Origin of the sequence: Lutibaculum baratangense AMV1, assembly GCF_000496075.1 — a bacterium.
Taxonomy (GTDB): domain Bacteria; phylum Pseudomonadota; class Alphaproteobacteria; order Rhizobiales; family Tepidamorphaceae; genus Lutibaculum; species Lutibaculum baratangense.
Genome location: NZ_AWXZ01000035.1, coordinates 202,553 through 228,894 on the forward strand (window position 1 = coordinate 202,553; position 26,342 = coordinate 228,894).

Here is a 26,342-nt window from a genome sequence, read left to right on the forward strand (position 1 = left end):
GGGCGATGTCACCAAAACCCGAAGGCCCTAGCAACCCGCCCGGCCCTCTTTACACCCCTTGCGTGCGCGGCGGCAGTCCACTAGGTGCAGGTTTCCGAAGATCTCATTGGGGTGCCCATCGGGGCTGAGAGGCGCTAAGCCAACCCACCGAACCTGATCCGGGTCGTGCCGGCGGAGGGAGTTGAGATGACCGACGACGCATATCCCACACCGATGGCCCCACGCGCCGCAGAGGCGCGGCCGTGACCGCCTCCCTGATCTCCGCGAACGATGTCGCCGGTGCCTTCGAGGCGCTGAAGGCCGCGCGGCCGCGCGTGCACGCCGTCGTCAACAGCGTGGCGGAGACGTTCGCGGCGAACGTGATGCTGGCCCTCGGGATCACCCCCTCGATGACGAGCAACCCCGAGGAGGTGGCGGATTTCGCGACCGGCGCCGATGCTCTTGTCGTCAATCTCGGGACGCTCGACGCGGGCCGGCGAGAGGCCATCACCCGCCTCGTCGACTCGGCCGGCCACAGGCCGTGGGTGCTCGATCCGACCTTCGTCGACCGCTCGCCGCTGCGCTGCGACTTCGCCGCGGGCCTCATCGGGCGCCGGCCGACCATCCTGCGGGCGAACCCGGCCGAGCTGGCCGCGCTGGGGCGGGGCGAGGCGTCTCTGCCGGCGCTCGCCGCCCGCTGGAACACCGTCCTCACGGTGACGGAGGCGGTCGACCAGGTGGCGAGCGGGGAACGGCTCGACCGCGTCGCCAACGGCCACGAGCTCATGTCGCGGGTCACCGCCTCCGGCTGTGCGCTGGGCGCCGTCATGGCCGCGTTCGCGGCCGTCGATCCCGATCCTCACGACGCGGCGGTGGCCGCCCTCGTCACCTACGGCGTCGCCGGAGAGATCGCCGGCCGCGCCGCCAAAGGTCCGGGCTCGTTCCAGGCTGCCTTCCTCGACGCGCTCTATGCCCTGTCCCCCGATGCCGTCGCCTCCGGCGCGCGCATCCTGGAGGTGCAGGACTGACATCAAGACGGGCCCGCCAAGGGCCGGGAGGAGACCAATGACACCCATCGCCCTCACCATTGCCGGCACGGATCCGACCGGCGGGGCCGGCATGCAGGCCGACACCAAGACCTTCGCCGCGCTCGGGGTCTACGGCGCCTCCGTCGTGACCGCGCTCGTCGCCCAGAACACGACGGGCGTGCAGGCGGTCCACGACATCCCGGCGGCCTTCGTGCGGCGGCAGATGGATTCGGTGTTCGACGACCTGAAGGTCGATGCGGTGAAGATCGGCATGCTGAGCGTGCCGGAGGTCATCGAGACGGTGGCCGCAGGGCTCGCGGCGCACCGGGCGAGGAACGTGGTGATCGACCCGGTGATGGTGGCGGCGAGCGGGGATCCGCTCCTGCGGCCCGAGGCGGTGGCCACGCTGCGCGACACGCTCCTGCCGATGGCGCTCGTCATCACGCCGAACCTGCCGGAAGCGGCGGCGCTCCTCGACGCGCCGATGGCCTGCAGCGAGGAGGAGATGGCATCGCAGGGCGCCGCCCTCCTCGAGCTCGGGCCGCGCGCGGTGCTGATGAAGGGCGGCCACGGCTCGGGTGCCGAATCCGTCGACCTCCTCGTCACGATGGGCGGGGTCACCCGGCTCGCGGCGCCGCGCCTCCCCACCAAGAACACGCACGGCACCGGCTGCACCCTCTCCTCGGCGATCGCCGCCGGCCTCGCCCGTGGGCAGGATCTCGGGAGGGCGGTGGCGGTCGCGAAGGACTACCTGACGAAGGCTCTCGCCGCGGCGGACGACATCGAGATCGGCCGCGGGCACGGGCCGGTCCACCACTTCCACGCCGTCTGGCCGGAGCTGGAGAGGGCGCGCGCATGAAGGGGCTCATGGATCGGCGCGCCGTCCTGCGGGGCGGTGCGGTCGCGGGGGCGGCGACGCTCGCCGCGCCCGCCCTGGCACAGGGCGTGGAGCGCTGGCGGATGGTCACCTCCTGGCCGAAGAACCTGCCCGGCCCCGGCGTCTCTGCGGAGCGGCTCGCCCGGCGCATCGGCGAGCTCAGCGGCGGCGGCCTGACCGTCGATGTCCACGCGGCGGGCGAGCTCGTGCCGGCCTTCGAGGTGTTCGACGCGGTGTCGCAGGGCGTCGCGCAGATGGCCCACACCGCCTCCTTCTTCTGGGCCGGCAAGGCGCCGGCCGCCGTGTTCTTCACGACCGTTCCGTTCGGCCTCACGCCGCCCGAGCACGTCGCGTGGATCGAGCAGGGGGGCGGCCAGGCGCTCTGGGACGAGCTCTATGCGCCGTTCGGTCTCAAGCCGTTCATGGCCGGCAACTCGGGCTTCCAGATGGGCGGCTGGTTCAAGAGGCCCGTCAACTCGCTCGCCGACCTCAGGGGCCGCACGATCCGCAGCGCCGGCCTCGGTGCGGAGGTCTTCCGGCGCCTCGGCATGGGTGCCACCGCGATCCCGCCGGCGGAGATCTACCAGGCGCTGCAGTCGGGCGTCGTGGACGCGGTCGAGTTCCTGGGCCCCTTCTCCGACCAGGCCCTCGGCTTCGACGAGGTGGCGAGCCACTATCTCTGGCCGAGCTTCAACAAGCCGAACGGCACGGCCGAGGCTCTGGTGTCCAGAGGGGCACTGGAGGCGCTGCCGGGCGAGCTGCAGGCCGTCGTCGCGGCGGCCTGCGCGGAGGAGGCGTCCCGCGGCCTGGCGGAGGCGGACTGGATGAACGGCCGGGCGATCGCGCAGCTCGAGGAGGAGGGGCGCGTCGCCCTGCAGCGTTTCCCTCAGGACGTGATCGACGCCGCCCGCGACGCCGGCGAGGCGGTGCGCGCCGAGCTCGCCGCGGGCTCGCCCGAGGCGGGGGCGATCGCCCGGTCCTACGAGGCGGCCGTGGAGACGCTCGGCGGCTGGTCGCGCGTGTCGATGGCGCCGTTCCTGCAGGGACGCGGCATCGAGGCGTGATCGGCAAGCTGCGCTGGATCACGCGCTTGTCATGGCGATGGAGGTTTGCGCGGGCGCTTGGTGCCCCAGCTTTGCGAAGGAACCTCGGGGCCCTCGCGCCGCGATCCCTCCGATCGAGCATGGAGACCTTCATGAGACATCTCGCTCTCGCGCTCGCCGCTTCCACCGCCCTCGTCGCCCCTTCGGCCTTCGCCCAGACGGTGCAGACGGCCGCTCCGGCCGCGCCCGACCAGGAGCCCGCCTTCGAGAACCAGACACGCGCGCCTCAGCCGCCGGCGGACGCGGAGGTGTCGACGGAGACCGTTGGGGACGGGCTGCCCAACCTCTGGAGCCTCGAGTTCCTGCCGGACGGGCGCATGCTGGTCTCGGCCAAGCAGGGAGACCTCTATCTCCTCGGGCCCGACGGAGAGCTCGGCGATCCGATTCCGGGCGTTCCGGAGGTCGACGCCAGGGGACAGGGCGGGCTGCTCGACGTGGCGCTCGGCCCCGACTTCGCCGAGACGGGGACGATCTATTTCTCCTACGCGGAGCCGCGGGAGGAGGGCGGTAACGGCACGAGCGTGGCGCGCGGCCGGCTGGAGACGGGCGACGCCGGCACCCCCGAGCTGCGCGACGTCGAGGTGATCTTCCGCCAGACGCCGGCCTATGACGGTGACAAGCACTTCGGCTCCCGCCTCGTCTTCGCGCCCGACGAGACGCTCTACGTCACCGTCGGCGAGCGCTCCGACGCCCGGATCCGCGACCGCGCCCAAGACCTCTCGGCCGGGATGGGGAAGATCTTCCGCATCACGCCGGAGGGCGCGCCGGCCGACGGGAACCCCTTCCTCGACCAGTCGGACGCCCAGCCCGAGATCTGGTCCTACGGCCACCGCAACCTGCAATCGGCGGCGCTCGACGGCGAGGGGCGGCTGTGGACCGTGGAGCATGGTCCGAAGGGCGGCGACGAGCTGAACCGCCCGGAGGCGGGCCTCAACTACGGCTGGCCCGTCATCACCTACGGTGTCGAGTATAGCGGCCAGCCCGTCGGCGAGGGCAGGACCGAGGCCGAGGGCATGGAGCAGCCGGTCTACTACTGGGACCCGGTCATCGGCCCCTCCGGCATGGCCTTCTACGATGGCGACGAGATCCCCGAATGGCAGGGCGCGTTCCTCGTCGGCGGCCTCGTCTCGCAGGGCGTCGTCGTGCTGCACATGGAGGACGACCGCGTGGAATACGAGGAGCGCCTGTCGCTCGGCGCCCGTATCCGGGACGTGAAGGTCGGCCCGGACGGCGCCGTCTACGCCGTGACGGAGACCCGCGGCGGCGGCGGCAGCACGATCGTCAGGATCTCGGGCCAGGCGGGGTGACCTTCGGTCCGCGCGTCTCTTCACGCCGATAAACGCGGCGCGGCCGGTCCGTTCGGACCGGCCGCGCTCACTCGTTCGGGCCGGTTCGATCGCGATAGAGGCTGGCGTCCTCGGCATAGGTCTCCGCGACGTCCGCCCTTAGCTCGGCGTCGTAGAGCGCGAGGTGGTCGGGCGTCCGGCCCTCGCGGCGCATCGCCCGTATCTCGTGCGGCGAGGCATCGGCATAGCAGCGGTCGGCGACCTGTTCGAACCTCGTGTTGTCGTGCCGCGTGAGGTCGCGCGCATCGTGCACCGTCAGGCCGGCGCGTGCCTCGATCTCCGGCACGAACGTGGCGAAGCGCTCGAGCGGCACCCACAGGTCGTATTCGTCGTAGACGAGGAAGTCGACCTGCGGGCGCCAGTGGATGTCCGCCCTCAGAATGTCCGGCCGCAGGACGGCCAACACGAAACGGCGAAAGGACATCTCGTCCGGCCGGTCGGGGTGATGCAGGAGGCCGTTCAGATGCCAGAACGGCTCGCGGCGCTCGACGATCTTGTCGAGATAGACGGAGGCGAGCCGCCGGAGCGGCTCCCGCAGGATCACGAAGGTGAACGGCGCCCTGACGAGCTCGCGAAGCGAGGCGACGAAGGTCGCGTTGTTCTGGTGCACCCAGGCGTACTCCGACGGGTCGCGGATGCACCCGTTCGCGATGGCCAGGCTGACCCGCATCGTCGTGCATCCGTTCTTCGGGATGAAGGTGTACACAGCCCCGGTCGGATAGACGCACAGCGCATGGCTGGCGGCGAAGACGTGCCGCTCGTTCGACGCCAGCGCGACGATGGACCGTCGCGCGTGTCTCAGCTGTCGCATCGCCCGCCCGCCTGCGCCCCCGCCTAGCGGAAGACGACCTTCTGCCGCTGCTCGCCCAGGCCTTCGATCGTCACGCGCATCTCGTCACCGTGCGCGAGGAAGCGCTGCGGCTTCCGGCCCATCCCCACGCCGGGGGGCGTGCCCGTCACGATCACGTCGCCCGGCAGGAGCCGCATGAACCGGCTCGTGTAGGAGACGATCTCGGCGACGCCGAAGATCATCGTCCGCGTCGAGCCCTGCTGCATCGTCTCGCCGTTCACCTCGAGGCGCATCTCGAGCGCCTGCGGGTCCGGCACCTCGTCGGTCGTCACGAGCCACGGCCCGAGCGGCCCCCAAGTGGGCGCGCTCTTGCCCTTCAGCCACTGGCCCGTGCCCTCCAGCTGCCAGGCGCGCTCGGAGACGTCGTTGGAGATCGCGTAGCCGGCGACGTGGTCGAGCGCCCGCGCCTCCGGCACCTCGAAGCTCTCCGAGCCGATCACGATGGCGAGCTCAACCTCCCAGTCTCCCTTCGTCGAGCCCTTCGGGAAGACCACGTCGTCGTTCGGGCCGGAGAGCGAGGTCGGGGCCTTCGTGAAGAGGATCGGCTCCTTGGGGATCGGCATGCCGGCCTCCTCGGCGTGATCGGCATAGTTCAGCCCGACCCCGATATAGTTGTAGGGCATCGGGACGACGGCGCCGATCCTCGTGCCGGCCGGGACCTCCGGAAGGCCCGACGGGTCGATTCCCGCCAGCCGCTCAAGGCCCGCAGGCGAGAGGATGCCCGCCGCGAGATCCGCGACCCCGCCCGAGATGTCGCGGACAGTGCCGTCACCGGCGACGATGGCGGGTCGCTCCTGACCGGATTCCCCGAAGCGAAGCAGTTTCATTCCCTTGTCCCCCTTGATTCCATATCGGCGGATCTTGAAGCAGCCGATGAAGCGAGTCACCTGCCGGTACGTGACCCCAGTGCCGGACGACATTCCGTAGCGTCGGTTCGCGTGGTGACCGCGTCACACATGGTGCAAAAAGGTCGTGTGCTCGCGGGGGCTCCGCAGCGGAGCGGCCGGCACTGTCAATGCCGCGATCCTGTCGAAACCATGTCTCTCGCGAGGCTACTCATGGCTTCTTTCGCCGATTTGCGGGGGAACACCTTCCGGAAGCGTGGTGTTGCGGTGCAGCGCAAATGTCACGCCGATCCCCGGTGGTGATTGAACGTAAACGGTCTGCGGAATACTCGATTCATCAGAAGCATCGCGGTCTGCGCCGCGAGACGCGAGAAGGAATCGAGATGGGTATCGAGCTCACGAGCTGGCGGTTCGTCGGGGCCGCCGCGATCCTGGGGAGTGTGACGATCTTTCTGCCGGGCGAGGCGGAGGCGGGCGGCTTCGCGCTGCGCGAGCAGAGCGCCTACAGCCAGGGCGCGAGCTTCGCGGGCGCTGCGACGTGCGGCGATTCGATCCAGGGCATGTTCTGGAATCCGGCCGTCGTGACCTGCGCGCGGGGCTTCGACGTGGAAGGCACCGCGAGCCTCATCATGCCGAGCGCGGAGTTCACCACCTTCCCGTTTCCCGACAGCACGTTCGGCCCCGGCAGCCCGCTCGGCTATGTCGGCAACCCGGGCGATGTCGGCCGTGACGCCCTCGTGCCGTCGAACGCCGCAGCCTTCAATTTCAACGACCATCTCTTCTTCGGCGTCTCCGTGAACGCCGGCTACGGTCTCGTCACGAAGACGAACGTGAACCATGCTGCGCAGATCTACGGGCGTACCTCCGATGTCTTCTCGCTGAACGCGCAGCCGACCGTCGGCTACCGCATCAACGACATGATCTCGGTCGGCGTGGGCCTGCAGATCCAGTATTTCGACGTGCGCCTCACGCAGGGCGTCGCGCCGGGGCCGGGCGCGCCGACCGCCATCCTCAGCGGCGACGACACGGGCTTCGGCGCGACCGCCGGCATCCTGTTCACGCCGATGCCCGGCACCGAGATCGGCCTCGGCTACCGTTCGCGGATCGAGCACAGCCTCGAGGGGAGCGTCGCGGTGCCGGGCCTCGGCTCCTTCCCGATCGCGACCGACATCACGCTGCCGGACATCGTCAGCCTCGGCGTGCGGCACCGCTTCAACGACCGCTTCACGCTGCTCGGCACGGTCGAGTGGTCGAACTGGAGCGAGTTCAGCACCTTCCGCATCACCGGGCCCGGCAGCGCCGTGGTCCCCGAACTGCCCTTCGAGTACGAGGACGGCTGGTTCTATTCGGTCGGCGGCGAGTACGCCGTCAACGACCAGCTGACCCTGCGCGCCGGCATCGGCTGGGAGGAGTCGCCGGTCTCCGACGAGGTCCGCACCGTTCGTCTGCCGGACAACGACCGCCTCTGGCTGAGCGCCGGCGCGTCCTACGACGTCAATGAGCGGTTGAAGCTCAACGCCGCGTACACCTACCTCGCCACCTCCGACACCGAGGTCGTCTACGCGCCCGGCAACCCGCACTACGAGCCGGGACTGCCGCTCTACAGGGCCGACGTCGACGCCGACGTGCACATCGTCTCGCTCGGCCTGAAGTACAGCTTCGGCGGCGCTCCGGCGGCGGCCGAGCCGGCCTACGCGCCGGTCTACAAGCCCTGACGCGACCGTACCAAGATCCATGCTCTCTACGCAGGGCCGCCTCGCGCGAGGTCGGCCCTGCTTGCTTTTGCGGCCGAAGACGGCATCTTCCCATGGGAGGTTTCGTTCATATACCGCCCGCGTGGCGGTCGAGCGTCATATTCATGCAAAGCGAATCCAGCATATGCGCGAAGATGAGAGCTTGATGGGGGCGGGCGTGCAGGATCACATGCCGACGCGGAAATGCCGGAGCCTGTTCATCTCCGACATCCACCTTGGGACGAAAGGCTGCCAGGCCGAGCTGTTCCTCGACTTCCTGCGCTACCACGAGGCCGAGACGGTCTACCTCGTCGGCGACATCATCGACTTCTGGCGGCTGAAGCGAAGCTGGTACTGGCCGCAGCTCCACAACGACGTCGTGCAGAAGCTCCTGCGCAAGGGGCGCAAGGGCACGCGGATGGTCTACATCCCGGGCAACCACGACGAGCTCCTGCGCGACTACGTCGCGATGAACTTCGGCGGCATCGAGATCGAGCGCCGGGCGGTCCACGAGACGGCGACCGGCGAGAAGATCCTGGTCCTGCACGGCGACGATTTCGACGCGGTGGTGCGCTACGCCAAGTGGCTCGCCTTCCTCGGAGACTGGGCCTATGCGATCGCGCTGACGACGAACACCTACTTCAACCTCGTGCGCCGCAGGCTCGGCTTCCCCTACTGGTCGCTCTCGGCGTGGCTCAAGCTGCGGGTCAAGAACGCGGTCAACTTCATCGGCGAGTTCGAGCAGGCGCTGGCCGCCGAGGCCGAACGGCACGAGGTGAGCGGCATCATCTGCGGCCACATCCATCACCCCGCGATCCGGGACATGAACGGCCTGACCTACATGAACTGCGGCGACTGGGTCGAGAGCTGCACGGCCATCGTCGAGAACATGGACGGCACGTTCGAGATCGTCCACTGGCCGCAGCTCGCGGCCGAGCAGATCGAGCAGCGGCGGATCGCCGCCGAGGCGCGGGCAGCCGCATGAAGCGCCTGATGATCGTCACGGATGCCTGGCATCCCCAGATCAACGGCGTCGTCCGCGTCCTCGAGCAGCTGCGCCGCGAGCTTCCGCCGTTCGGCATCGAGGTCGAGATGCTGTCGCCCGACGGCTTCCGCAGCGTGCCGCTGCCGACCTACTCCGAAATACGGCTGGTGATCAGCCGCCCGTCCGCGATCGCGCGGCGCATAGAGGGCTTCGCGCCCGACTTCATCCATATCGCGACCGAGGGCCCGCTCGGCACAATGGCGCGGCAGTGGTGCCTGAAGAATCGCAAAGGCTTCACGACGAGCTTCCACACCCGCTTTCCCGAGTATCTCGCGGCGCGCCTTCCGGTGCCCGTCTCGGTCTCCTACGCCTGGCTCCGGCGCTTCCACAACGCGGGGCTCGCGACGATGGTGTCGACCGAGCGGCTGGCCGGAGAGCTGCGCGAGCGCGGGTTCGACAAGCTGCGCATCTGGACGCGTGCGGTGGACACGGATCGCTTCACCCCCGGCGAGCCGGCGGAGCTCGGCCTCGCCGGCCCGATCTTCCTCTATGTCGGCCGCGTCGCCGTCGAGAAGGGCATCTCGAATTTCCTCTCGCTCGATCTGCCGGGCACGAAGGTCGTCGTCGGCGACGGGCCGCAGCGGGCGGAGCTTCAGCGCAGGTTTCCGGACGTGAAGTTCCTCGGCGTTAAGACCGGCGACGAGCTCGTCCGGATCTACAGGGCGGCCGACGTCTTCGTCTTCCCGAGCCGCACCGACACGCTCGGCCTCGTGATGATGGAGGCCATGGCGTGCGGAACGCCCGTCGCCGCCTATCCGGTGACCGGTCCGCTCGACGTCGTCGCCGACAGCGGCGCGGGCGTCCTCGACGAGGACCTGCGCGCGGCGGCCCTTGCCGCCCTCGAAATTCCGCGGGATAAGTGCCTCGAACGCTCCCGAGACTTCAGCTGGCAGTCATCCGCCTCCAGCTTCGTCGAGGGGCTCTTCGAAGCCAATGGCGAGCTGCGGATGGCCGCCTGACAGGCGAGCCTCACCCGTGCCGACCGATCTTCCGAGCTTCGACGACGTCCGCCGCGCGTCCGAGCGCCTCTCCGGCGAGGCCGTCCGCACGCCGCTCGTCCGCTCCGCCATCCTCGACGAGCGGGCGGGGCGGCCCGTCCTCCTGAAGGCGGAGGTCCTGCAGCGCACCGGCTCCTTCAAGTTCCGCGGCGCCTACAACGCGATCGCATCCCTCGACGCGGATGCGCGCGCGAAGGGCGTCGTGGCGTGCTCCTCGGGCAACCATGCGCAGGGCGTGGCCGAGGCGGCGAGGCTCTTCGGCGTCAGGGCCACCATCGTGATGCCGGCCGACGCGCCGGCCCTGAAGGTCGCCCGCACGAAGCGCTCCGGCGCCCACGTCGTGACCTACGACCGCGTGAACGAGAGCCGTGAGGAGATCGCGCTGCGGATCGTGGCGGAAACGGGCGCGGACTTCGTGCCGCCCTATGACGACCGCCGCGTGATCTCGGGGCAGGGCACCGTCGGCATCGAGATCGCCGAGCAGGCCGAGGCGCTGGGCCTCGATCCGGCGCGGATCCTCGTGCCGTGCAGCGGCGGAGGCCTGAGCGCCGGCATCGCGCTCGCCGCCGAGGCGCTCATGCCGTGGGCGCGCGTGACGACGGTCGAGCCGGAAGCCTTCGACGATCACGCACGCTCGTTCCGCTCGGGCGAGCGCGAGGGCAACACGGCGCGGTCGGGCTCGATCTGCGATGCGCTCCTGGCCGACCGGCCGGGCGAGATCACCTTCGCCGTGAACCGGCCACGCGTGCCCTCCGGCCTCGCAGTCTCCGACGACGAGGTGCGGACCGCGATGCGCTTCGCGTTCGAGGAGCTGAAGCTCGTCGTCGAGCCAGGCGGCGCCGTCGGGCTCGCGGCGGTGCTTGCCGGGCGGCTCGACGAGGGGCCGCAGCCTGTCGTCGTCGTCCTGTCGGGCGGCAACGCCGGTCCGTCCGCCTACGCCGAGGCGATCGGCGGCTGAGGCGGCCAGCCGTCCTAAGGACGCTGGTTCAGCCCCACAGGTCGGGATCGGGCGGGCTGATCGTCGCCCCGTCGAAGACGAGGCCCGGCTCGCGGTCCTGCGACAGGATCAGCGGGCCGTCGAGGTCGACCCACTGCGCCCGCTGCGCGACCAGCATGGCCGGTGCCATGGCGAGCGAGGTCGCGACCATGCAGCCGACCATGATCTTCAGGCCGGTCGCCTCCGCCTCCTCGGCGAGGAGCAGGGCTTCCGTCAGGCCGCCCGTCTTGTCGAGCTTGATGTTCAGCGCGTCGTAGCGCCCCTTCAGCTTCGGCAGGCTCAGCCGGTCATGGGCGCTCTCGTCCGCGCAGATGACGACCGATCTCTCGAGCCGCTCCAGCGCCGCGTCGTCGTCGGACGGCAGGGGCTGCTCGACGAGCTCGATGCGTGCGTCCTCGCAGGCGCGCATCAGCGCCGGCAGCTCGTCGACCGCCCACCCCTCGTTCGCGTCGACGACGATCCGCGCCTTCGGCGCCGCCTCGCGCACGGCGGCGATCCGCTCCGCGTCGCCGGGCTTGCCGAGCTTCACCTTGAGGAGCGGCCAGTCGGCCTTCTTCCGCGCCGCCTCGGCCATCTCCTCGGGCGTCCCGAGGCTGATCGTCGTGCAGGTGACTTGCGGCTCGAGAGGGGGAAGGCCCGCGAGATCCGCCGCGCGGCGGCCCGACCGCTTCGCCTCGAGGTCCCAGAAGGCGCAGTCGAGCGCGTTGCGGGCGGCACCGGCCGGCAGCGTCGTCACGAGCTGGTGCCGGTCGAGCCCCATCTGCACCTCGTGGGTGAGGCCGAGGATCGTCTCGGCGACGCCCTCCGGCGTCTCGCCGTAGCGCGGGTAGGGCGTGCACTCGCCGCGGCCCGTGTGGATGCCGTCGACGAGCTCGGCGACGACGGTGACGGCCTCGGTCTTCGTGCCGCGGGAGATCGTGAAGCCGCCGGCGATCGGCCACTTCTCGATCCTGACGTCGAGACGGGGCGGCATCAGCCGGGAAACTCCTCGATCAGGCGGTTGACGATCGGCTGGACGCCGAACCGGACGGGGTCGCTGGCGGGCAGTCCGTAGCGCGTCGAGGTCTCCTCGATCGTCCGGCGGGCGGCCGCCTCGTCGAGGGCGGCCGTGTTGATCGCGATGCCGACGCAGCGGATGTCGGGGTTCGTCAGCTGGCCGCAGCGCACCGTCAGGTCGATCACGTCGGCGATGTCGGGAATGGGGTGCTCGACATTGCGCATCTTCCGGCGCGTCGGCTCGTGGCAGACGACGAAGGCGTCGGGCTGCGCGCCGTGCAGGAGGCCCAGTGTCACGCCGGCGAAGGAGGGATGGAAGAGCGAGCCCTGTCCTTCGATCACATCCCAGTGATCCGGCTCGTTGGCTGGGGACAGCCATTCCGCCGCGCCGGAGATGAAATCGGCGACGACCGCGTCCACCGCCACGCCACGCCCGGAGATGAAGACGCCGGTCTGGCCGGTGGCGCGAAAGTCGGCCTTGAGGCCGCGCTCCTGCATCCCCTTCTCGAGGGCGAGCGAGGTGTATTTCTTGCCGACGGAGCAGTCGGTGCCGACGGTCAGCAGGCGCCGGCCCGGGCGCCTCGTGCCCTTGCCGGTCGCGAATCGCTCGTTGGAGTGGCGAACGTCGGAGAGCTTGCGCCCGTGGGCCTTGGCTGCCTCGGCGATCTCCGGCACCGCGCCGAGCTTCATGTGAAGCCCGCTTGCAACATCCATCCCCGATTCGATCGCCGTCACGATCGTCTCGACCCAGCGGTCCGGCAGCACGCCGCCGGGGTTCACGACGCCGATCACGAGCGTCTTCGCCCCGGCCGCCCGGGCCTCCTCGATGCCCATATCCGGCAGCTTCGCGTCCGCCTTGCATCCGGGCAGCCGCATCTGGCCGACGCACCAGTCGCGTCGCCAGTCGACGATGCCGTAGCCGGTCTTGGCTGCGAGATCGTCGTGAACGTCACCCAGAAACAGTAGATAAGGACGCTCGATTTGCATAAGGGTCACTCCGGAGGATCGGCAAGGCGCGCTTCGTCCGACGCGTCCGCGCGACCAGGATGATGCGTGCTGTTTATCGGGGCCGAGCCGATGCGCGCAAGCTGACTCTGCCGGGGTAGAATGGCCAGGCCGGAAAAGCAGGAAACCTCGTCGTCCGTCACCGCCTCGAGCGAGGGCGGGACGGGCCGACTCGTGCTCGCCGGCACCTGGACGGTCGAGACGTGCCAGGCCCGCAGCGACGAGCTGGGCTCCGCGCTGCAGGGTCTGAACGGCGCTGGCGCGGTCGAGGTCGATCTCGCGGGAATCGGCCGCTTCGACACGGCGGGGGCGTGGCTCGTCCACCGCACTGCCGCGCGCCTCAAGGAGGCCGGGCGCGAGGTGCGGCTGCGCGACCTCTCGGAGAACCAGCGCATCCTTCTCGAGGAGGTCGGCGAGAACGCCCCGGGCGCGCCCCAGCCGCCGCGCCAGCGCTCCTTCGGCCGCGAGCTCGTCGAAGGCACGGGCGAGACGGTCATCAGCTCCTATCGCGACGTGAGGGAGCTCGTCGTCCTCCTGGGCCAGACGACGCTCATCGGATTCGGCCTGATGCGGCACCCGGGCCAGGCCCGGTACACCTCGCTGATCTTCCACCTCGAGCAGATCGGCCTTCGCGCCGTGCCGATCGTGGTGCTGATCTCGCTCCTGATCGGCGGCATCATCGAGCAGCAGGGTGTCTACCAGCTGCGCGGCTTCGGCGCCGAGATCTACTCCGTCGACCTCGCTGGCATCCTGATCCTGCGCGAGCTCGGCGTGCTCCTCACCTCCATCATGGTGGCCGGCCGCACCGGCAGCGCCATCACGGCCGAGATCGGCTCGATGAAGATGCGCGAGGAGATCGACGCGATGCGGACGCTGGCGCTGAGCCCGACCGCCGTCCTCATCATGCCGAGGCTGACGGCCCTCATGATCTCGCTGCCGCTCCTCACCTTCGTCTCCAACATGGCGTGCCTCGTGGGAGCGGGCCTGACGGCGTGGGTCTATATCGACCTCCCGCCGCAGTCCTTCATCTCTCACCTCAGGACGGCGATCGACCTCAACACGTTCCTCGTCGGCATGATCAAGGCGCCCTTCATGGCCGTGGCGATCGGGTTCATCGCCTGCCGCGAGGGCCTGGCGGTCGAGGGCAGCGCGGAGTCGCTCGGCGCCAGGACCACGGCCTCGGTCGTGAAGGCGATCTTCACCGTCATCGTGCTGGATGGCTTCTTCGCCATGTTCTTCAGCGCGATGGATATCTGACGGGGGCAGGGGTGGTCGTCGAATCACAGCGCGAACGCCAGCCGCGTGCGGCGGAGACGGTGATCGAGGCCCGCGGGCTGACGGTCGGCTTCGGCGACACGCTGATCCACCAGAACCTCGACCTCGACGTCTATCGCGGCGAGATCCTCGGCATCGTCGGCGGATCGGGCACCGGCAAGTCCGTGCTTCTGCGCACGCTGATCGGCCTCGTGAAGCCGCGCGCGGGCAGCATCCGGATGTTCGGCACGGAGATGGCCACCGCGGGCCCGGCCGAGGCCGCCGCGGTGCAGACGCGGTGGGGCGTGCTCTTCCAGCAGGGGGCGCTGTTCTCCTCGCTGAACGTCCAGCAGAACGTCGAGGCGCCGATGCGCGAGCATCTCGACCTCGAGCCGGAGCTGCGGGGCGAGCTCGCGCGGCTGAAGCTCTCGATGGTCGGCCTGCAGCCGGACGCGGCGAACAAGATGCCCTCGGAGCTCTCCGGCGGCATGATCAAGAGGGTGGCGCTCGCCCGGGCGATCGCGCTCGACCCCGACCTTCTCTTCCTCGACGAGCCGACCTCGGGTCTCGACCCGATCGGGGCGGCGGATTTCGACAACCTGATCGCCAAGCTGCAGGAGACTTTGGGCCTGACCGTTTTCATGGTAACCCACGATCTCGACAGCCTATTCTCGATCTGCAGCAGGGTCGCCGCGATTGGAAACAAGAAGATCCTGGTGGCCGGAGACCTCGAGACGGTCGTGGCCTACGACGATCCCTGGATCAAGGCCTATTTCGGCGGCCAGCGTGGCCGCTCGGCGCAGCTAGCCCACGGATGAAGGCCTGATGGAGACACGTGCCAACCCGCTGATCGTTGGGCTGTTCACGCTCGTCGTGATCATCGCCGCCTTCGGCTTCATCGTGTGGATGGGAAGCTACGGCGCGACCCGCGACCGCGTGACCTACCAGGTGGTGTTCCCCGGCGAGGTGACGGGCCTCACGGAGGGCAGCTCCGTCTACTACAACGGCATCCGCGTCGGCGACGTGGCGACGCTCGCGCTCGACCCGGACGATCCCTCCAAGGTCATCGCGGCGATCCGGATCAGGGACACCTATCCGGTGACGAGCAACATCCGCGCCCAGCTCCAGGTGCAGGGCGTGACGGGGCTCGCCTACGTGCAGCTTCAGCCGACGGACACGCCGGGCGAGCCGCTGCCGCCGGGCGCGACCATCACCGGCCAGCGCTCGAACTACCAGGACATTCTCGAGAGCGGCCAGTCGCTCCTGTCGAAGGTCGACGCGATCGCGACGAAGCTGAACTCGATCCTCGCCCAGAACGAGAACGCGGTCACCGCCACCCTCTCGAACGTCGAGATGTTCACCCGGGCGCTCGCCGACAACACGGACAGGGTCGTGAGCTTCATGGACGACGCGTCGTCGGCCGCGCGCGCCTTCGCCGAGCTCGGCGGGCGGATCGGCACGCTGAGCGACAGCCTCAACGGCATCGTGGAGGCGATCAACCCGCAGGACGTCGAGGAGATCGTCGCGAACGCCAGGCGCTTCTCCGCCTCGCTCGCCGACAATTCCGGCCGCATCGACGAGATCGCCCGGAACGTCGGCGACGCCACCCAGCGCTTCAGCAACCTCGCCACCGAGCTCGAGGGGGCGGGGCAGCAGGTCTCGGCCGTCCTCGCGGCCGTCGATCCCGAGCGCGTGTCGAGCACGCTTGCGAACATCGACACGTTCTCGGGCCAGCTGGCCGGCGCGGGGCAGCAGCTCGATGCGCTCCTGACGGACGTGCGGGGCGCCGCGCAGCGGGTCGACACGGTCGGCGGCAGCGTCGAGACGCTGATCGCCGCGGTCGACCAGGAGAAGATCAACGCGACGATCGCCAACGCCGAGACCTTCTCCGCGGCTCTCGCCCGCAACGCCGCCGAGCTCGACGGGCTGATCGTCGACGCGCGTTCGACGGTGCAGGATTTCGGGGCCGCCGGCAGCCGGGTGGCGCAGCTCTCCGACCAGGTCGGCGCCGTCGTCGCCGCCGTCGATCCCGAGCGCCTGTCGAACACGCTCGCCAATGTCGACACGTTCTCCGGCCAGCTCGCCTCGGCCGGGCAGCGGCTCGACGGGGTGCTCGCAGACGCGCAGAGCGCCGCCTCGCAGATCGGCACCGCCGGCGAGAGCGTGAACACGCTCGTCGCCGCGATCGACCCCGCGCGGCTCGCCAACACGGTGGCGAACGCGGAGGCCTTCACGGCAGCCCTCGCACGGCAGGGGCCCGAGCTCGACGGGCTGATGGCCGACGCGCGCGCCGCGGCCCAGGGCGTGAACGCCGCGACGGGCACGATCAACGAAATCGTCGGCGCCGTCGATCCGGCCGAGGTTCAGTCTGTGATGGCGAATGTCCGCCAGTTCACCGACGTGCTCGCCGCGAATTCGGAGAAGGTGACCCAGCTCGCGGACGCGGCCGTCTCCGCCGCCGACCGCATCGACCGTGTGGCCGCGCAGATCGAGACGATCGGCGGCGATGTCGGGGCGATCGTGGCCGCCGTGGAGCCCGACAGCGTCTCCCGCACGCTGACGAACATCGAGAGCTTCTCGGCGACGCTCGCCGGCAACACGCAGGAGATCGACGCCTTCGTCGCGAGCGCCCGGGAGGCGGCCGACCGCATCGCCGCCGCGAGCGAGAAGGTGACGGCGATCACCGACCAGGCCCAGCAGGTCGTCGGCGCGGTCGATCCCGAGCAGGTGCGGGCGGTGATGGGCGACGTGCGGGACTTCACGGGCATGTTGTCGTCGAACCGCCTCGTCATCGAGAGCCTCTTGAACAACGCCAACAGCGCAGCCGGCGAGATCTCGAGCTTCGCGGGCAGGGCGAACGAGATCGCCACGGCCCTCGACCCCACGGCGATCCAGCGCTCGATCACGAATGTCGAGAGCTTCACCGTCGGCCTCGCATCCAAGACCGAGCAGGTCGAGAGCTTCATCGACGACGCGAGCGCCGTGGCCGCCCAGCTGCGCGAGACGTCGCAGAAGCTCGACGGCCTGCTGACGCAGGCGAACGACATGCTCGAGGGCGGCGGAGAGGGCTTCATCACCCAGGCGACCGAAGCGGCGACCGCGATCAGGGACACCGCCAACAACCTCAACTCCCGCCTCGACGACATCACCGGCGACATCCGCCGCTACGGCACGGGCGGCCTGCGCGACTTCCAGCAGCTGATGGGCCGCGGCCAGCAGACGCTCCAGGAAGTCGACCGGCTGATCCGTCGGATCGAGCAGAATCCGGCGGGCTTCCTGACCGGTGGGGGCTCGGAGGTGCAAGATTACAACCCCGGCCGGAGGTTCTGACCGGGAAGCCCTGCCCGCAATAGGACGGTCTCGGGCGATGTGCTACGAGAGCCTTGGGTAACGTGTTCTCAAGGGGGCCCAACCAGGTGCCACGATTCGGCCGAATTGCCGCGAGCCTCATGCTTGCGACGATGTTGAGCGGTTGCGCCGCTGCCAGCCTGCTGACGGGAGGGGGGCCGCCGCCCGCGACCTTCGATCTCACGGCGCCGACGGCCTTCGGGCCGGTAGGGTCGACGCGCGCGCAGCTGGCGGTGACCGAACCGACGGCGATCGGTGCCCTGAACTCGGAGCGCATCGTCGTGCGGCCGTCCCCGACCGTCGTCACCTATCTCGCGGCGACGAGGTGGAACGACCGCCTTCCCGCCCTCGTGCAGGCGCGGCTGATCGAAGCGTTCCAGAACAGCGACGGCGTGCGCGCCGTGTCGCCTCCGGGCGGCGCCCAGGTGTCCGACTACGGTCTCGTCACGGACCTTCGGGCCTTCGAGGTGAACGCCTATGACCGGCAGGCCGTGGCGGAGCTCAACGCGCGCATCATCGCCGACTCGAACGGCCGCGTGGTCGCCTCGCGGCGGTTCCGGACCGTCGTGCCCATTCCCGACACGGAGGCCGCGACGGTGACGGCCGGGCTCAATGCGGCGTTCGAGGGCCTGTCGCGCGACGTCGTCGCCTGGACGCTCGGCGCCATCTGAAATCCGACGGACGCACGCGGGCGGCCCTCCCCCGGAGCGGCGCCCCGGTCTCAGGGCCTGAGGTCGGGGGGCAGCGGCGGATCCTCCTTCTTGAGAAGGATCGAGATCCGCCGGTTTGCGGCCATGAACGGGTTCTCCGGGAAGAGGGGCTCCGCGTCCGCCTTGCCGGTCACGGCGGCGAACTGGTCCTGCGGCACGCCGTGCTCGGACAGGATCCCGCGCACCGCGTTCGCCCGCTCCGCGGAGAGGTCCCAGGCGGAGTGGCCGACCTCGTTCTCCGACTCCGCGCTCGTGTGCCCGGTGATGACGATCCGGTTCGGCATCCTGGCGATGATCGGCGCCATCTCCGACAGGATCAGGCGCGCGCGCTCGTAAGGGTAGCGCGATCCCGGCGGGAACATCGAGCGGCCTTCCTCGTCGACGATCTGGATGTCGAGCCCGTCCTCCGTCTCCTGGTAGATGATCTGGTCGGACAGCTCCAGAATGTCGGGCATCTCCCGCCAGGCCTGGCGGAGCGAGGCCGAGGCGGTCGCGAACTGTCGCGAACTCTCGATGTCGGCGGGGTCGTTGCTGGTGGTGTTCGCCTCCGGGCCCTGCTGCGTGTAGGTGTCGCGCTGCTCGGTCGCGAAGGAGCTGTCCCTGTCCATCGGTACCGGCGACTGGCGCTTCAGGAACTCGCGCTGCGGGAGCCCGTCGAGTTCGATGACGCCCGCCCGCTTCTCCTCCCGATTCACGCCGAAAGCCTCGCGCATCGATCCCGCGACGATTTGCAGCTTCTGCTCGTCCTGGATCGAAAAGGAGATGATCAGGACGAAGAAGCAGGAAAGCAGCGACATCAGGTCGGCGAAGGTGACGATCCACTCCGGCGGACCGTCTCTGCCAAGCTTCTGCTTGCGTGCCATCGTCGGGCCTCAGACCGCAAGGGCCGCGATCTCGGCGCGGTGCTTTTCGGGAATGTAGGCCTTCAGCATCTCGCGGATGAGCTGCGGGCTCTTGCCCTCCCGGATCTGCATGATGCCGTCGAGCACGAGCGTCTGGTTCACTTCCTCGATCTTCGCCTTGAGCGCGAGCTTGTCGCAGATCGGAAGGGCCACGAGGTTCGAGATGAGGGCTCCGTAGAGCGTCGTCAGGAGCGCGACGGCCATCGCAGGGCCGATCGAGGAGGGGTCGTCCATGTTCGCCAGCATCTGCACGAGGCCGACGAGCGTGCCGATCATGCCGAAGGCCGGCGCGGAATCGCCGATCGCCTTGAAGATGCGCTGCCCGTCCTCCAGTCGCTCGAGATAGAGGTCCCGCTCGCGCTCGAGCGACTCGCGGATGAACCCTTCCTCGTAGCCGTCGGCGATGTACTGGATGCCCTGGGCGAGGAACTCGTTCTTCACCTCGACCGACTCCAGGCCGAGCGGGCCCTTCCTGCGCACGACGTCGGCCAGCGTCGAGATCTCGTCGATCACCTCGCGCGGTTCGGTCTTGCGCTGCGTGAAGGCGACCTTCGCGCCCACGGCCAGCGCGCCCATGACGCCCGAGAGGGGGAAGCGGATGATCGTGGCCGCCATCGCCCCGCCCACCACGAGCAGCATCGACTGCACGTCGACGAAGAGCATGAAGTCACCGCCCAGGAAGATGGCGGTCGCGACCAGTATCGACCCGGCGATGATGCCGACGATCGTTGCGAAATCCATGGACCTTCTGTCCCCAAAAATAGGTCGGGACGCCCTTCGGGGGCCCGCTTGGTGTCGGGACTGTAGGGGGCGTTGCTTATCATTCGCTAAACGGAAAGCCGCAGGGTCGGCCGCGAATGCCGAAGCCGGGGCCGGAGGACCGATCACGCTTAACAGCGGATTAACCATGATGGCGGCAAGGTCAAGGCCCGATTCCCTGCCCGCAGGAGGCCGGAATCAACCTTCGCGAACCGAACGCGCCCGGCATGTCACCGCGACACAAGATCCTCGTCACCTTCGCCGCGGCGGCACTCCTGCCCTTCGCCGCGCCGGGGCAGGCGATGGCGCAGGCGCTGAGAGGGCCGCTCCTGCCGCAGGTGGGCCTGGAGACGCTGCGCGGCGGTCTGGCCGCGTCTGCGGCGGCGGAGGAGGGGGTGGCCGCCACCACCACCGCCACGACACCCGCCGGTTCGGCGCCTTCGCAGGACGAGGCGGACGAGGCTCCTCAGCCCGCCCCGGCCGACGACGACCCGTACGCGCCGCTCGGCATCCGGCTCGGCAGCTTCCTGCTCTATCCCTCGCTCACCATCGTGGGCGGCCACAGCAGCAACATCGATCTCGCCGAGGATCCCGTCTCCGGAAGCTTCTACTCGCTGCGCCCCGAGCTCGAGCTCCGCTCCGACTGGAGCCGCCACGAGCTCGCCGCCCGGCTCGCGGCCGACACGGAGTTCGACGACGACGGCGACACGACGACCAGCCTCGACAGCGAACTCGCCCTGCGCCTCGATCTCGTCCGCAGCCTCGTGGCGGACCTGCGCGCGACCTACAACCTCGCGCCCGAGGCCTTGAGCGATCCCGATCTGCCGGCGGACGCGGTCGAGCGGCCGGATGTCGAGACATACGGCGTGTCGGCCTCGCTGTCGGACACGTTCGGCCGGGTCGGCCTGACCGGCAGCCTGTCCTACGAGGCCCACCGCTACGAGGACGCGCGCCTGTCTGACGGGTCGCTCTTCGACAACAGCGACCGCAACTACGACGAGACCGGGGCGAGGCTGCGGGCCAGCTACGACGTGGGCGCGTCGGTCGGCGTCTTCGTCGAAGGCGGCGTGAACGAGCGTGACTACGAGCGGGAGGTGGACGACAACGGCATCCGCCGCGGATCGAGCGGCTACGAGGTGCTCGCGGGGCTGACGCTGGCACGCGGCGAGGTGCTCGAGGGCGAGCTCGGGATCGGCTACCAGCGGCAGACGCCGGTCGACGACAGCCTGGAGGACGTGGAGGGCCTTCTCTATCGCGGCTCGCTCGCCTGGCGCCCCACGGCGCTGACGACGCTGCGGCTCCAGGGCGAGCTGCGGCCGGAGGAGACGGTGCTGGAGCCCGGCGCGTCCGGCATCCGCACCGCGACGCTCGGCCTTTCGGTCGAGCACGCCCTGCGGCGCAACCTGCTCGTCGTCGCGACGCTGGGGGCCGAGCGCGCGGACTATGTCGGCGTGCCGCGCCTCGAGAAGAGCTACACGGCCGCTCTCGAGGTCGACTACGCGATGAACCGCTTCATGTCGTGGCGGGCGGGCGTCGGCCACACGCGCCGCGACAGCAATGTCGACGGGTCCGACTACGAGGAGACGCGCGTGGAGGCCGGCGTCACGCTCAGGCGCTGAGGCCCGGCGGAAGCCCTTGCGGTTCAGCCGCGGCCCGACAGGATCGTGTCGATCATCGCCTTCAGGTCGTCGGCCAGCTCCGGCCTGTCGAGCCCGTAGGCGACGTTCGCGGCGAGGAAGCCGATCTTCGAGCCGCAGTCATAGGTCGTGCCGTCGAACTTCAGGCCGTGGAAGGGCCGCGTCTCCATCAGGCGCTGCATCGAGTCCGTGATCTGGATCTCGCCGCCCGCCCCCTTCTCCTGGTTCTCGAGGAGGCCGAAGATCTCCGGCTCGAGGATGTAGCGCCCGGTGATGATGAGGTTCGACGGCGCCTCCTCCGGCTTCGGCTTCTCGACCATGCCGGTCACCTCGAAGGCACGGCCTTTCGTCTCGCCGACCGAGACGACGCCGTAGCTCGAGACCTTCGCCGGATCGCACTCCTCGACCGCGATCACGTTGCCGCCGCCGACCTCGTTGTAGACGTCGACCATCTGCGAGAGGCAACTGGGGCTCGCCTTCACGAGCACGTCGGGGAGGATGAGGGCGAAGGGCTCGTCGCCGACGAGCTCGCGGGCGCACCACACGGCGTGGCCGAGGCCGAGCGGGGCCTGCTGGCGGGTGAAGCTCGTCGCGCCGGCGGGCGGCAGGTCGCGCGCGAGGAGGTCGAGCTCCTTCGTCTTGCCGCGCTCCTTCAGCGTCATCTCGAGCTCGGGCTGGACGTCGAAATGATCCTCGATGATCTGCTTGTTGCGCCCCGTCACGAAGATGAAGTCCTCGATCCCGGCCTCCCGCGCCTCGTCGACGACGTGCTGGATCAGCGGCCGGTCGACCACCGTCAGCATCTCCTTCGGCATCGCCTTCGTGGCGGGCAGGAAGCGGGTGCCGAGACCGGCGACGGGAAACACGGCCTTGCGGATCGGTCGCATGTAGTGAGCTTCTCCCCTCGGAAACGTCGTTCGGTGGGCGAGGCGGCCACCAGGCTCGTCTTCGCGGCCGGAAGACTAGCTTCGGCGGCTGGCGCTTACCAGCCGTAAAGCCCGCGGCTGCTAATGCGTTCCCGAGTTCGGCAAGGGAAAGAGGAAGAAAATGGCGATCCTGGTGACGGGCGGAGCGGGCTATATCGGCAGCCACATGGTCCTGGCGCTCCTCGATGCCGGCGAGGAGGTGGTCGTCATCGACAATCTCAGCACCGGCTTCCAGTGGGCGGTGCCGCCGCGAGCGCGTCTCGTCGAGGCCGACATCGCCGACGAGGCCGCGGTGGACGGGCTTCTGTCCGGCGGCGGGATCGAGGCGATCATCCATTTCGCGGGGTCGATCGTCGTGCCGGACTCGATCGCCGACCCCCTCGGCTACTACCTCAACAACACGGTGAAGACGCGCGGCCTGATCGCCGCCGCCGTCCGCCACGGGGTCAAGCGCTTCATCTTCTCCTCCACGGCCGCCGTCTACGGCATGCCGGAGGAGAACCCGGTCGTCGAGACGGCCCGCCTTCGACCGATCTCGCCCTACGGCTCCTCCAAGCTGATGAGCGAGATCATGCTCGCCGATGCGAGCGTCGCGCACGACTTCTCCTATGTCGCGCTGCGCTATTTCAACGTGGCGGGGGCGGATCCCGGCGGCCGGAGCGGCCAGTCGACGCCGCGCGCGACCCATCTCATCAAGGTCGCCTGCGAGACCGCGCTCGGGCGTCGCGAGAAGCTGTCGGTCTACGGCACCGACTACGACACGCCGGACGGCACCTGCATCCGCGACTACATCCACGTGAGCGATCTCGCCGCGGCCCACCTCCTGGCGCTCGGCCACCTGAGGGCGGGCGGGGCCAGCGAGGTCATGAACTGCGGCTACGGCCGCGGCTACTCCGTGCGCGAGGTGATAGGGGCGGTGAACCGGGCCGCCGGCCACGAGATCCCGGTCGAGTTCACCGGGCGCAGGCCCGGCGATCCCGCCGCGCTCGTCGCGAGGGCCGACCGGGTGCGCGACGTCCTGGGATGGCGGCCGGCCCACGAGGATCTCGACGGGATCGTGGCGAGCGCGCTCGCCTGGGAGCGCGATCTTCCGGACCGGAAGCGCCAGGCGAACTGAAGCTTCTTCAGCGGCAGGGTAAACGATCTCTTTCGGGATCCGATAAACGACAAATTAAGTCTGTCTGGTCATTCCTTGACGGGGAAAGCAGTTTCCCCGTAGGAGGAGCGACATGACCTGGCTCGGCCAGTGGAAATACCTTGGCGGCAAGTCCGCGCTGCGCTCGATCGTTGTGGGCGCGGGCCTCGTTTTGTTCAGCTTCGGGTCGGCGATGGCAGCACAGAGCTTCGAGGCCTGGCGCGACGGCTTCCAGGCCCAGGCGCGGCAGGCCGGAGTCTCGGCCGAGACGTTCCGCCGCGCCTTCGAGGGCGTGACGCCGGACCCGGCGGTCCTCGAGGCGGCGAACCGGCAGGCCGAGTTCGTGAAGCCGATCTGGGAGTACCTCGAGTCCGCCGTCTCGAACAGCCGCATCGAGACGGGCCGCCAGATGCTGCAGCGCTACGACCGGGAGATGGCCGAGATCGAGCGCCGCTACGGCGTCAGCCGCTACGTCTTCACCGCGATCTGGGGCATGGAGTCGTCCTACGGCGCCGTCCTCGACAACCACAAGGTCGTGCGGCCGGTCATCCGTTCGCTCGCGACGCTCGCCCACGGCGATCCGAAGCGGGCGGAGTTCGCCCGGACGCAGCTGATCGCGGCGCTGAAGATCCTGCAGAACGGCGACGTCCACCCCTCGCGCATGATGGGGTCCTGGGCCGGCGCCATGGGGCACACCCAGTTCATCCCCACGACCTACGAGGCCTATGCCGTCGACTTCACCGGCGACGGCCGCCGCGACATCTGGGACAGCGTGCCCGACGCGCTCGCCTCGACGGCGAACTACCTGAAGAACAGCGGCTGGGCCGACGGCGAGACGTGGGGCTACGAGGTGAACCTGCCGCGCGGCTTCGATTTCGGCCTCGCCGACGAGCAGACGAAGCGCAGCGTCACCGAGTGGGAGTATCTCGGCGTGCGCCGCACCCACGCGCGCGACTTCCCGCGGCCCAACGACCAGGCGGTTCTGATGCTGCCGGCCGGCGCGAACGGCCCCGCCTTCCTGATGCTCAGGAACTTCAACGCCATCAAGCGCTACAACAACGCCACGTCCTACGCGCTCGGCGTCGGTCACCTGGCGGACCGGCTCGCCGGCGGCGGCACCTTCGCCCAGAGCTGGCCGACGCAGGACCAGCCGCTCACGCGCACCCAGAAGGAGGAGATGCAGCGCCTCCTGTCGAGCCGCGGCTTCGATCCCGGCGGCGTCGACGGCCAGGTCGGGCCGATGACCCGCTCGGCCATCCGCTCCTTCCAGGGGCGCTCCGGCCTACCCGCGGACGGCTATCCGAGCTATAGTCTCCTGGAGCGCCTGCGGACGGGAAGCTGACCTCCGCACCGGCGGATTGACGTCAGGCCCCGAAGGATCTCCGCCATGAAATGGACCGGCAGCCACGCGCTCTCGGTCGTCGCGATCGCGCTGGCCGCCTGTCTGGCGGCCGGCGCACCGGACGCCGCGGCCCAGGAGCAGGGCCCGCGAAACCCGATCTCCTCCTTCTTCAACGCGATCTTCGGCGGCGGGCAGCAGCAGCGCCAGCAGCAACACTACGAGAACCCCAACCGGCGGCCGAGCGACCTCGTGCCGAACCGGCGCCCCTCCGAGAGGCGGACGGAGCAGCGCCGGAGCCGCCCCCAGCCGCAGCAGAGCGCCCCGCGCCGTTCCTCCACCCAGGCCGCGAGCGCCCCCGCTCCGAAGACGACGAAGAACCCCGACGCCATGAAGGTCGTCGTGTTCGGCGACGCCTTCGCCAGCGGCCTCGCGAAGGGGCTCGAGGACGCGTTCGCGGAGAATGCGGATCTCGTCGTCGTCGCCCGAGGCGAGGAAGGTCTCGGGCTGGCCGGCGCGGCACCCAACAGCCTGAAGGCGAAGGTCGACGCCTATATCGCCGAGGCGACGGAAGAGGCCCGGACGAAGGCCGCGGCCGCGGTTGCGGCCAAGGCGGAGGCGGAAGCCAGGGCGAAAGCCGAGGCCGAGGCTCAGGCCCAGGCAGAGGCCGCGGACGAGCCTGATGCTGCATCTGACGGCGCCGAGCTCGTGGCGGATCCGGACGCTCCCGGCGAGACCGAAGGGGCCGGCGACGCCGCGCCCGTCGTCGAGGCGAGGCCGGATATCGGCGCGGCAGTCGTCATGGTCGGGATGGGGGATCGCACGCCCATCACCACGGCCGACGGTTCGGTCGCCTTCGGCACCGAGATGTGGCGCGACCTCTACTCCCAGCGCGTCGAGGCCCTGATGGAGACGTTCACCACGGCCGGCATCCCCCTCTACTGGGTGGGGCTGCCGCCGGTGGAGGATTCGCGGCTCAGCGCGGAGCTCGGCTTCTTCAACGAGGTCTTCCGCATGCGCTCGTACAGGGCCGGCGCGGAGTTCGTCGACATCTGGAACGGCTTCGTCGACGCCAACAACGCCTACGCGCAGAGCGGCCCCGACATCAAAGGCGAGATCCGCGAGCTCCGGACCGGCGATGGCGCCGGCTTCACCGTCGCCGGCAACCGCAAGCTCGCTCACTTCGTGGCGCGCGAGATCAGGCGGGACTTCGTGCGGGAAGGCGAGGTCGTCACCGACGTCACCGTCATGTCGCGTGCCGGGCCACGCCCCTTCATGCCGAGCGAGGAGATGCGCAGGACGGGCCGCGGCGAGGTCGTGAACCTGAACGGCCTGTCGGGCACCGGCCTCTTGGCGGGCGGCCTCGACGAGGGGCCGACACCCCCGGAGAATTCGGCCTATCGGAAGGTCATCCTGCAGGGGCACACGCTGCCGCCGGAGAGCGGCCGTTCGGACGACTTCTCCTGGCCGCGCGAACCCGCCGGCGGGTGAGGGGCGGGGCGGCGCGCAAGCGCGACGCGGGCAGGGTCG

The 26,342-nt window shown here is 69.7% G+C and carries 23 protein-coding genes and 1 riboswitch; of the genes, 16 read left to right on the top strand and 7 right to left on the bottom strand.

The window, feature by feature from the left end; all coding sequences use genetic code 11:
* Positions 1 to 97: 97 nt before the first annotated feature.
* A riboswitch (TPP riboswitch) is annotated at positions 98 to 198 on the top strand.
* Between the two features lie 44 nt (positions 199 to 242).
* The 4 genes from thiM to N177_RS12950 all read left to right on the top strand — a co-directional run bounded on the left by thiM (position 243) and on the right by N177_RS12950 (position 4,294).
* Entirely contained in the window at positions 243 to 1,007 is a 765-nt protein-coding gene (gene thiM, locus N177_RS12935) for a hydroxyethylthiazole kinase (RefSeq protein WP_023432805.1), read from the top strand.
* A 37-nt stretch (positions 1,008 to 1,044) separates the two neighbouring features.
* Positions 1,045 to 1,866: a bifunctional hydroxymethylpyrimidine kinase/phosphomethylpyrimidine kinase gene (gene thiD, locus N177_RS12940; protein WP_023432806.1), complete on the top strand. Its 822-nt coding sequence runs from the start codon at positions 1,045 to 1,047 to the stop codon at positions 1,864 to 1,866.
* Entirely contained in the window at positions 1,863 to 2,948 is a 1,086-nt protein-coding gene (locus N177_RS12945) for a TRAP transporter substrate-binding protein (RefSeq protein WP_023432807.1), read from the top strand. Before thiD ends, N177_RS12945 begins: the two co-directional genes overlap by 4 nt.
* 131 nt (positions 2,949 to 3,079) lie before the next feature.
* Positions 3,080 to 4,294, top strand: coding sequence for a PQQ-dependent sugar dehydrogenase (locus N177_RS12950; RefSeq protein ID WP_040485779.1), 1,215 nt, complete (start codon positions 3,080 to 3,082; stop codon positions 4,292 to 4,294).
* A gap of 67 nt (positions 4,295 to 4,361) precedes the next feature.
* Here N177_RS12950 and N177_RS12955 read toward each other — a convergent pair whose 3' ends face one another.
* Both N177_RS12955 and N177_RS12960 read right to left on the bottom strand, forming a co-directional pair.
* Positions 4,362 to 5,144: a sulfotransferase family 2 domain-containing protein gene (locus tag N177_RS12955; protein ID WP_040485716.1), complete on the bottom strand. Its 783-nt coding sequence runs from the start codon at positions 5,142 to 5,144 to the stop codon at positions 4,362 to 4,364.
* A gap of 23 nt (positions 5,145 to 5,167) precedes the next feature.
* The gene (locus tag N177_RS12960; RefSeq protein ID WP_040485780.1) at positions 5,168 to 6,010 is read right to left on the bottom strand and encodes a fumarylacetoacetate hydrolase family protein; all 843 of its coding nucleotides are present in this window, start codon (positions 6,008 to 6,010) and stop codon (positions 5,168 to 5,170) included.
* 401 nt (positions 6,011 to 6,411) lie between these two features.
* Here N177_RS12960 and N177_RS12965 point away from each other — a divergent pair, with 401 nt between their 5' ends.
* The 4 genes from N177_RS12965 to N177_RS12980 all read left to right on the top strand — a co-directional run bounded on the left by N177_RS12965 (position 6,412) and on the right by N177_RS12980 (position 10,762).
* Positions 6,412 to 7,743, top strand: a complete 1,332-nt coding sequence (locus tag N177_RS12965) for an OmpP1/FadL family transporter (protein WP_040485717.1) — start codon at positions 6,412 to 6,414, stop codon at positions 7,741 to 7,743.
* A 208-nt stretch (positions 7,744 to 7,951) separates the two neighbouring features.
* Complete coding sequence (locus N177_RS12970; protein ID WP_200863402.1) at positions 7,952 to 8,746, top strand: UDP-2,3-diacylglucosamine diphosphatase; 795 nt, start codon at positions 7,952 to 7,954, stop codon at positions 8,744 to 8,746.
* The gene (locus tag N177_RS12975) at positions 8,743 to 9,765 is read left to right on the top strand and encodes a glycosyltransferase family 4 protein (RefSeq protein ID WP_023432813.1); all 1,023 of its coding nucleotides are present in this window, start codon (positions 8,743 to 8,745) and stop codon (positions 9,763 to 9,765) included. The genes N177_RS12970 and N177_RS12975 overlap by 4 nt, the downstream gene beginning before the upstream one ends.
* A gap of 16 nt (positions 9,766 to 9,781) precedes the next feature.
* Positions 9,782 to 10,762, top strand: coding sequence for a threonine ammonia-lyase (locus N177_RS12980; RefSeq protein ID WP_023432814.1), 981 nt, complete (start codon positions 9,782 to 9,784; stop codon positions 10,760 to 10,762).
* A gap of 28 nt (positions 10,763 to 10,790) precedes the next feature.
* On the opposite strand, the gene dgcA is transcribed toward N177_RS12980, so the two are convergent.
* Both dgcA and dgcN read right to left on the bottom strand, forming a co-directional pair.
* Positions 10,791 to 11,774: an N-acetyl-D-Glu racemase DgcA gene (dgcA, locus tag N177_RS12985; RefSeq protein ID WP_023432815.1), complete on the bottom strand. Its 984-nt coding sequence runs from the start codon at positions 11,772 to 11,774 to the stop codon at positions 10,791 to 10,793.
* On the bottom strand, positions 11,774 to 12,784 hold the full coding sequence (gene dgcN, locus N177_RS12990) for an N-acetyltransferase DgcN (protein WP_023432816.1): 1,011 nt from the start codon (positions 12,782 to 12,784) through the stop codon (positions 11,774 to 11,776). The genes dgcA and dgcN overlap by 1 nt, the downstream gene beginning before the upstream one ends.
* Positions 12,785 to 12,904: 120 nt before the next feature.
* Here dgcN and N177_RS12995 point away from each other — a divergent pair, with 120 nt between their 5' ends.
* The 4 genes from N177_RS12995 (at position 12,905) to N177_RS13010 (ending at position 18,075) form a co-directional block, all read left to right on the top strand.
* Entirely contained in the window at positions 12,905 to 14,059 is a 1,155-nt protein-coding gene (locus N177_RS12995) for an ABC transporter permease (protein WP_023432817.1), read from the top strand.
* Positions 14,060 to 14,070: 11 nt separating this feature from the next.
* Positions 14,071 to 14,874: an ABC transporter ATP-binding protein gene (locus N177_RS13000; protein WP_023432818.1), complete on the top strand. Its 804-nt coding sequence runs from the start codon at positions 14,071 to 14,073 to the stop codon at positions 14,872 to 14,874.
* A 7-nt stretch (positions 14,875 to 14,881) separates the two neighbouring features.
* Positions 14,882 to 17,386 (top strand): MlaD family protein, encoded by a 2,505-nt coding sequence (locus tag N177_RS13005; protein ID WP_023432819.1) that lies wholly within the window; start codon positions 14,882 to 14,884, stop codon positions 17,384 to 17,386.
* A gap of 119 nt (positions 17,387 to 17,505) precedes the next feature.
* Positions 17,506 to 18,075 carry an ABC-type transport auxiliary lipoprotein family protein gene (locus tag N177_RS13010; RefSeq protein ID WP_040485719.1) on the top strand — a complete coding sequence of 190 codons (570 nt, stop codon included), beginning with the start codon at positions 17,506 to 17,508 and terminating at the stop codon, positions 18,073 to 18,075.
* Positions 18,076 to 18,125: 50 nt separating this feature from the next.
* Here N177_RS13010 and N177_RS13015 read toward each other — a convergent pair whose 3' ends face one another.
* Together N177_RS13015 and N177_RS13020 are read right to left on the bottom strand one after the other, a co-directional pair.
* The gene (locus N177_RS13015; protein WP_023432821.1) at positions 18,126 to 18,977 is read right to left on the bottom strand and encodes an OmpA/MotB family protein; all 852 of its coding nucleotides are present in this window, start codon (positions 18,975 to 18,977) and stop codon (positions 18,126 to 18,128) included.
* A 9-nt stretch (positions 18,978 to 18,986) separates the two neighbouring features.
* Positions 18,987 to 19,757 carry a motility protein A gene (locus N177_RS13020; protein WP_023432822.1) on the bottom strand — a complete coding sequence of 257 codons (771 nt, stop codon included), beginning with the start codon at positions 19,755 to 19,757 and terminating at the stop codon, positions 18,987 to 18,989.
* Between the two features lie 245 nt (positions 19,758 to 20,002).
* Here N177_RS13020 and N177_RS13025 point away from each other — a divergent pair, with 245 nt between their 5' ends.
* Positions 20,003 to 21,394 carry an outer membrane beta-barrel protein gene (locus N177_RS13025; RefSeq protein WP_023432823.1) on the top strand — a complete coding sequence of 464 codons (1,392 nt, stop codon included), beginning with the start codon at positions 20,003 to 20,005 and terminating at the stop codon, positions 21,392 to 21,394.
* Between the two features lie 23 nt (positions 21,395 to 21,417).
* Here the strand turns inward: N177_RS13025 and galU are convergent, their stop codons facing one another.
* Entirely contained in the window at positions 21,418 to 22,299 is an 882-nt protein-coding gene (galU, locus tag N177_RS13030) for a UTP--glucose-1-phosphate uridylyltransferase GalU (RefSeq protein WP_023432824.1), read from the bottom strand.
* Positions 22,300 to 22,459: 160 nt separating this feature from the next.
* Between galU and galE the strand changes: the two genes are divergently transcribed.
* From galE to N177_RS13045, 3 genes are all read left to right on the top strand, one after another.
* Positions 22,460 to 23,455, top strand: a complete 996-nt coding sequence (galE, locus tag N177_RS13035; RefSeq protein ID WP_023432825.1) for a UDP-glucose 4-epimerase GalE — start codon at positions 22,460 to 22,462, stop codon at positions 23,453 to 23,455.
* Positions 23,456 to 23,567: 112 nt separating this feature from the next.
* Positions 23,568 to 24,815, top strand: coding sequence for a lytic murein transglycosylase (locus N177_RS13040; protein WP_023432826.1), 1,248 nt, complete (start codon positions 23,568 to 23,570; stop codon positions 24,813 to 24,815).
* Positions 24,816 to 24,860: 45 nt separating this feature from the next.
* Complete coding sequence (locus tag N177_RS13045) at positions 24,861 to 26,303, top strand: SGNH/GDSL hydrolase family protein (RefSeq protein WP_023432827.1); 1,443 nt, start codon at positions 24,861 to 24,863, stop codon at positions 26,301 to 26,303.
* The last annotated feature ends 39 nt before the right edge of the window (positions 26,304 to 26,342 follow it).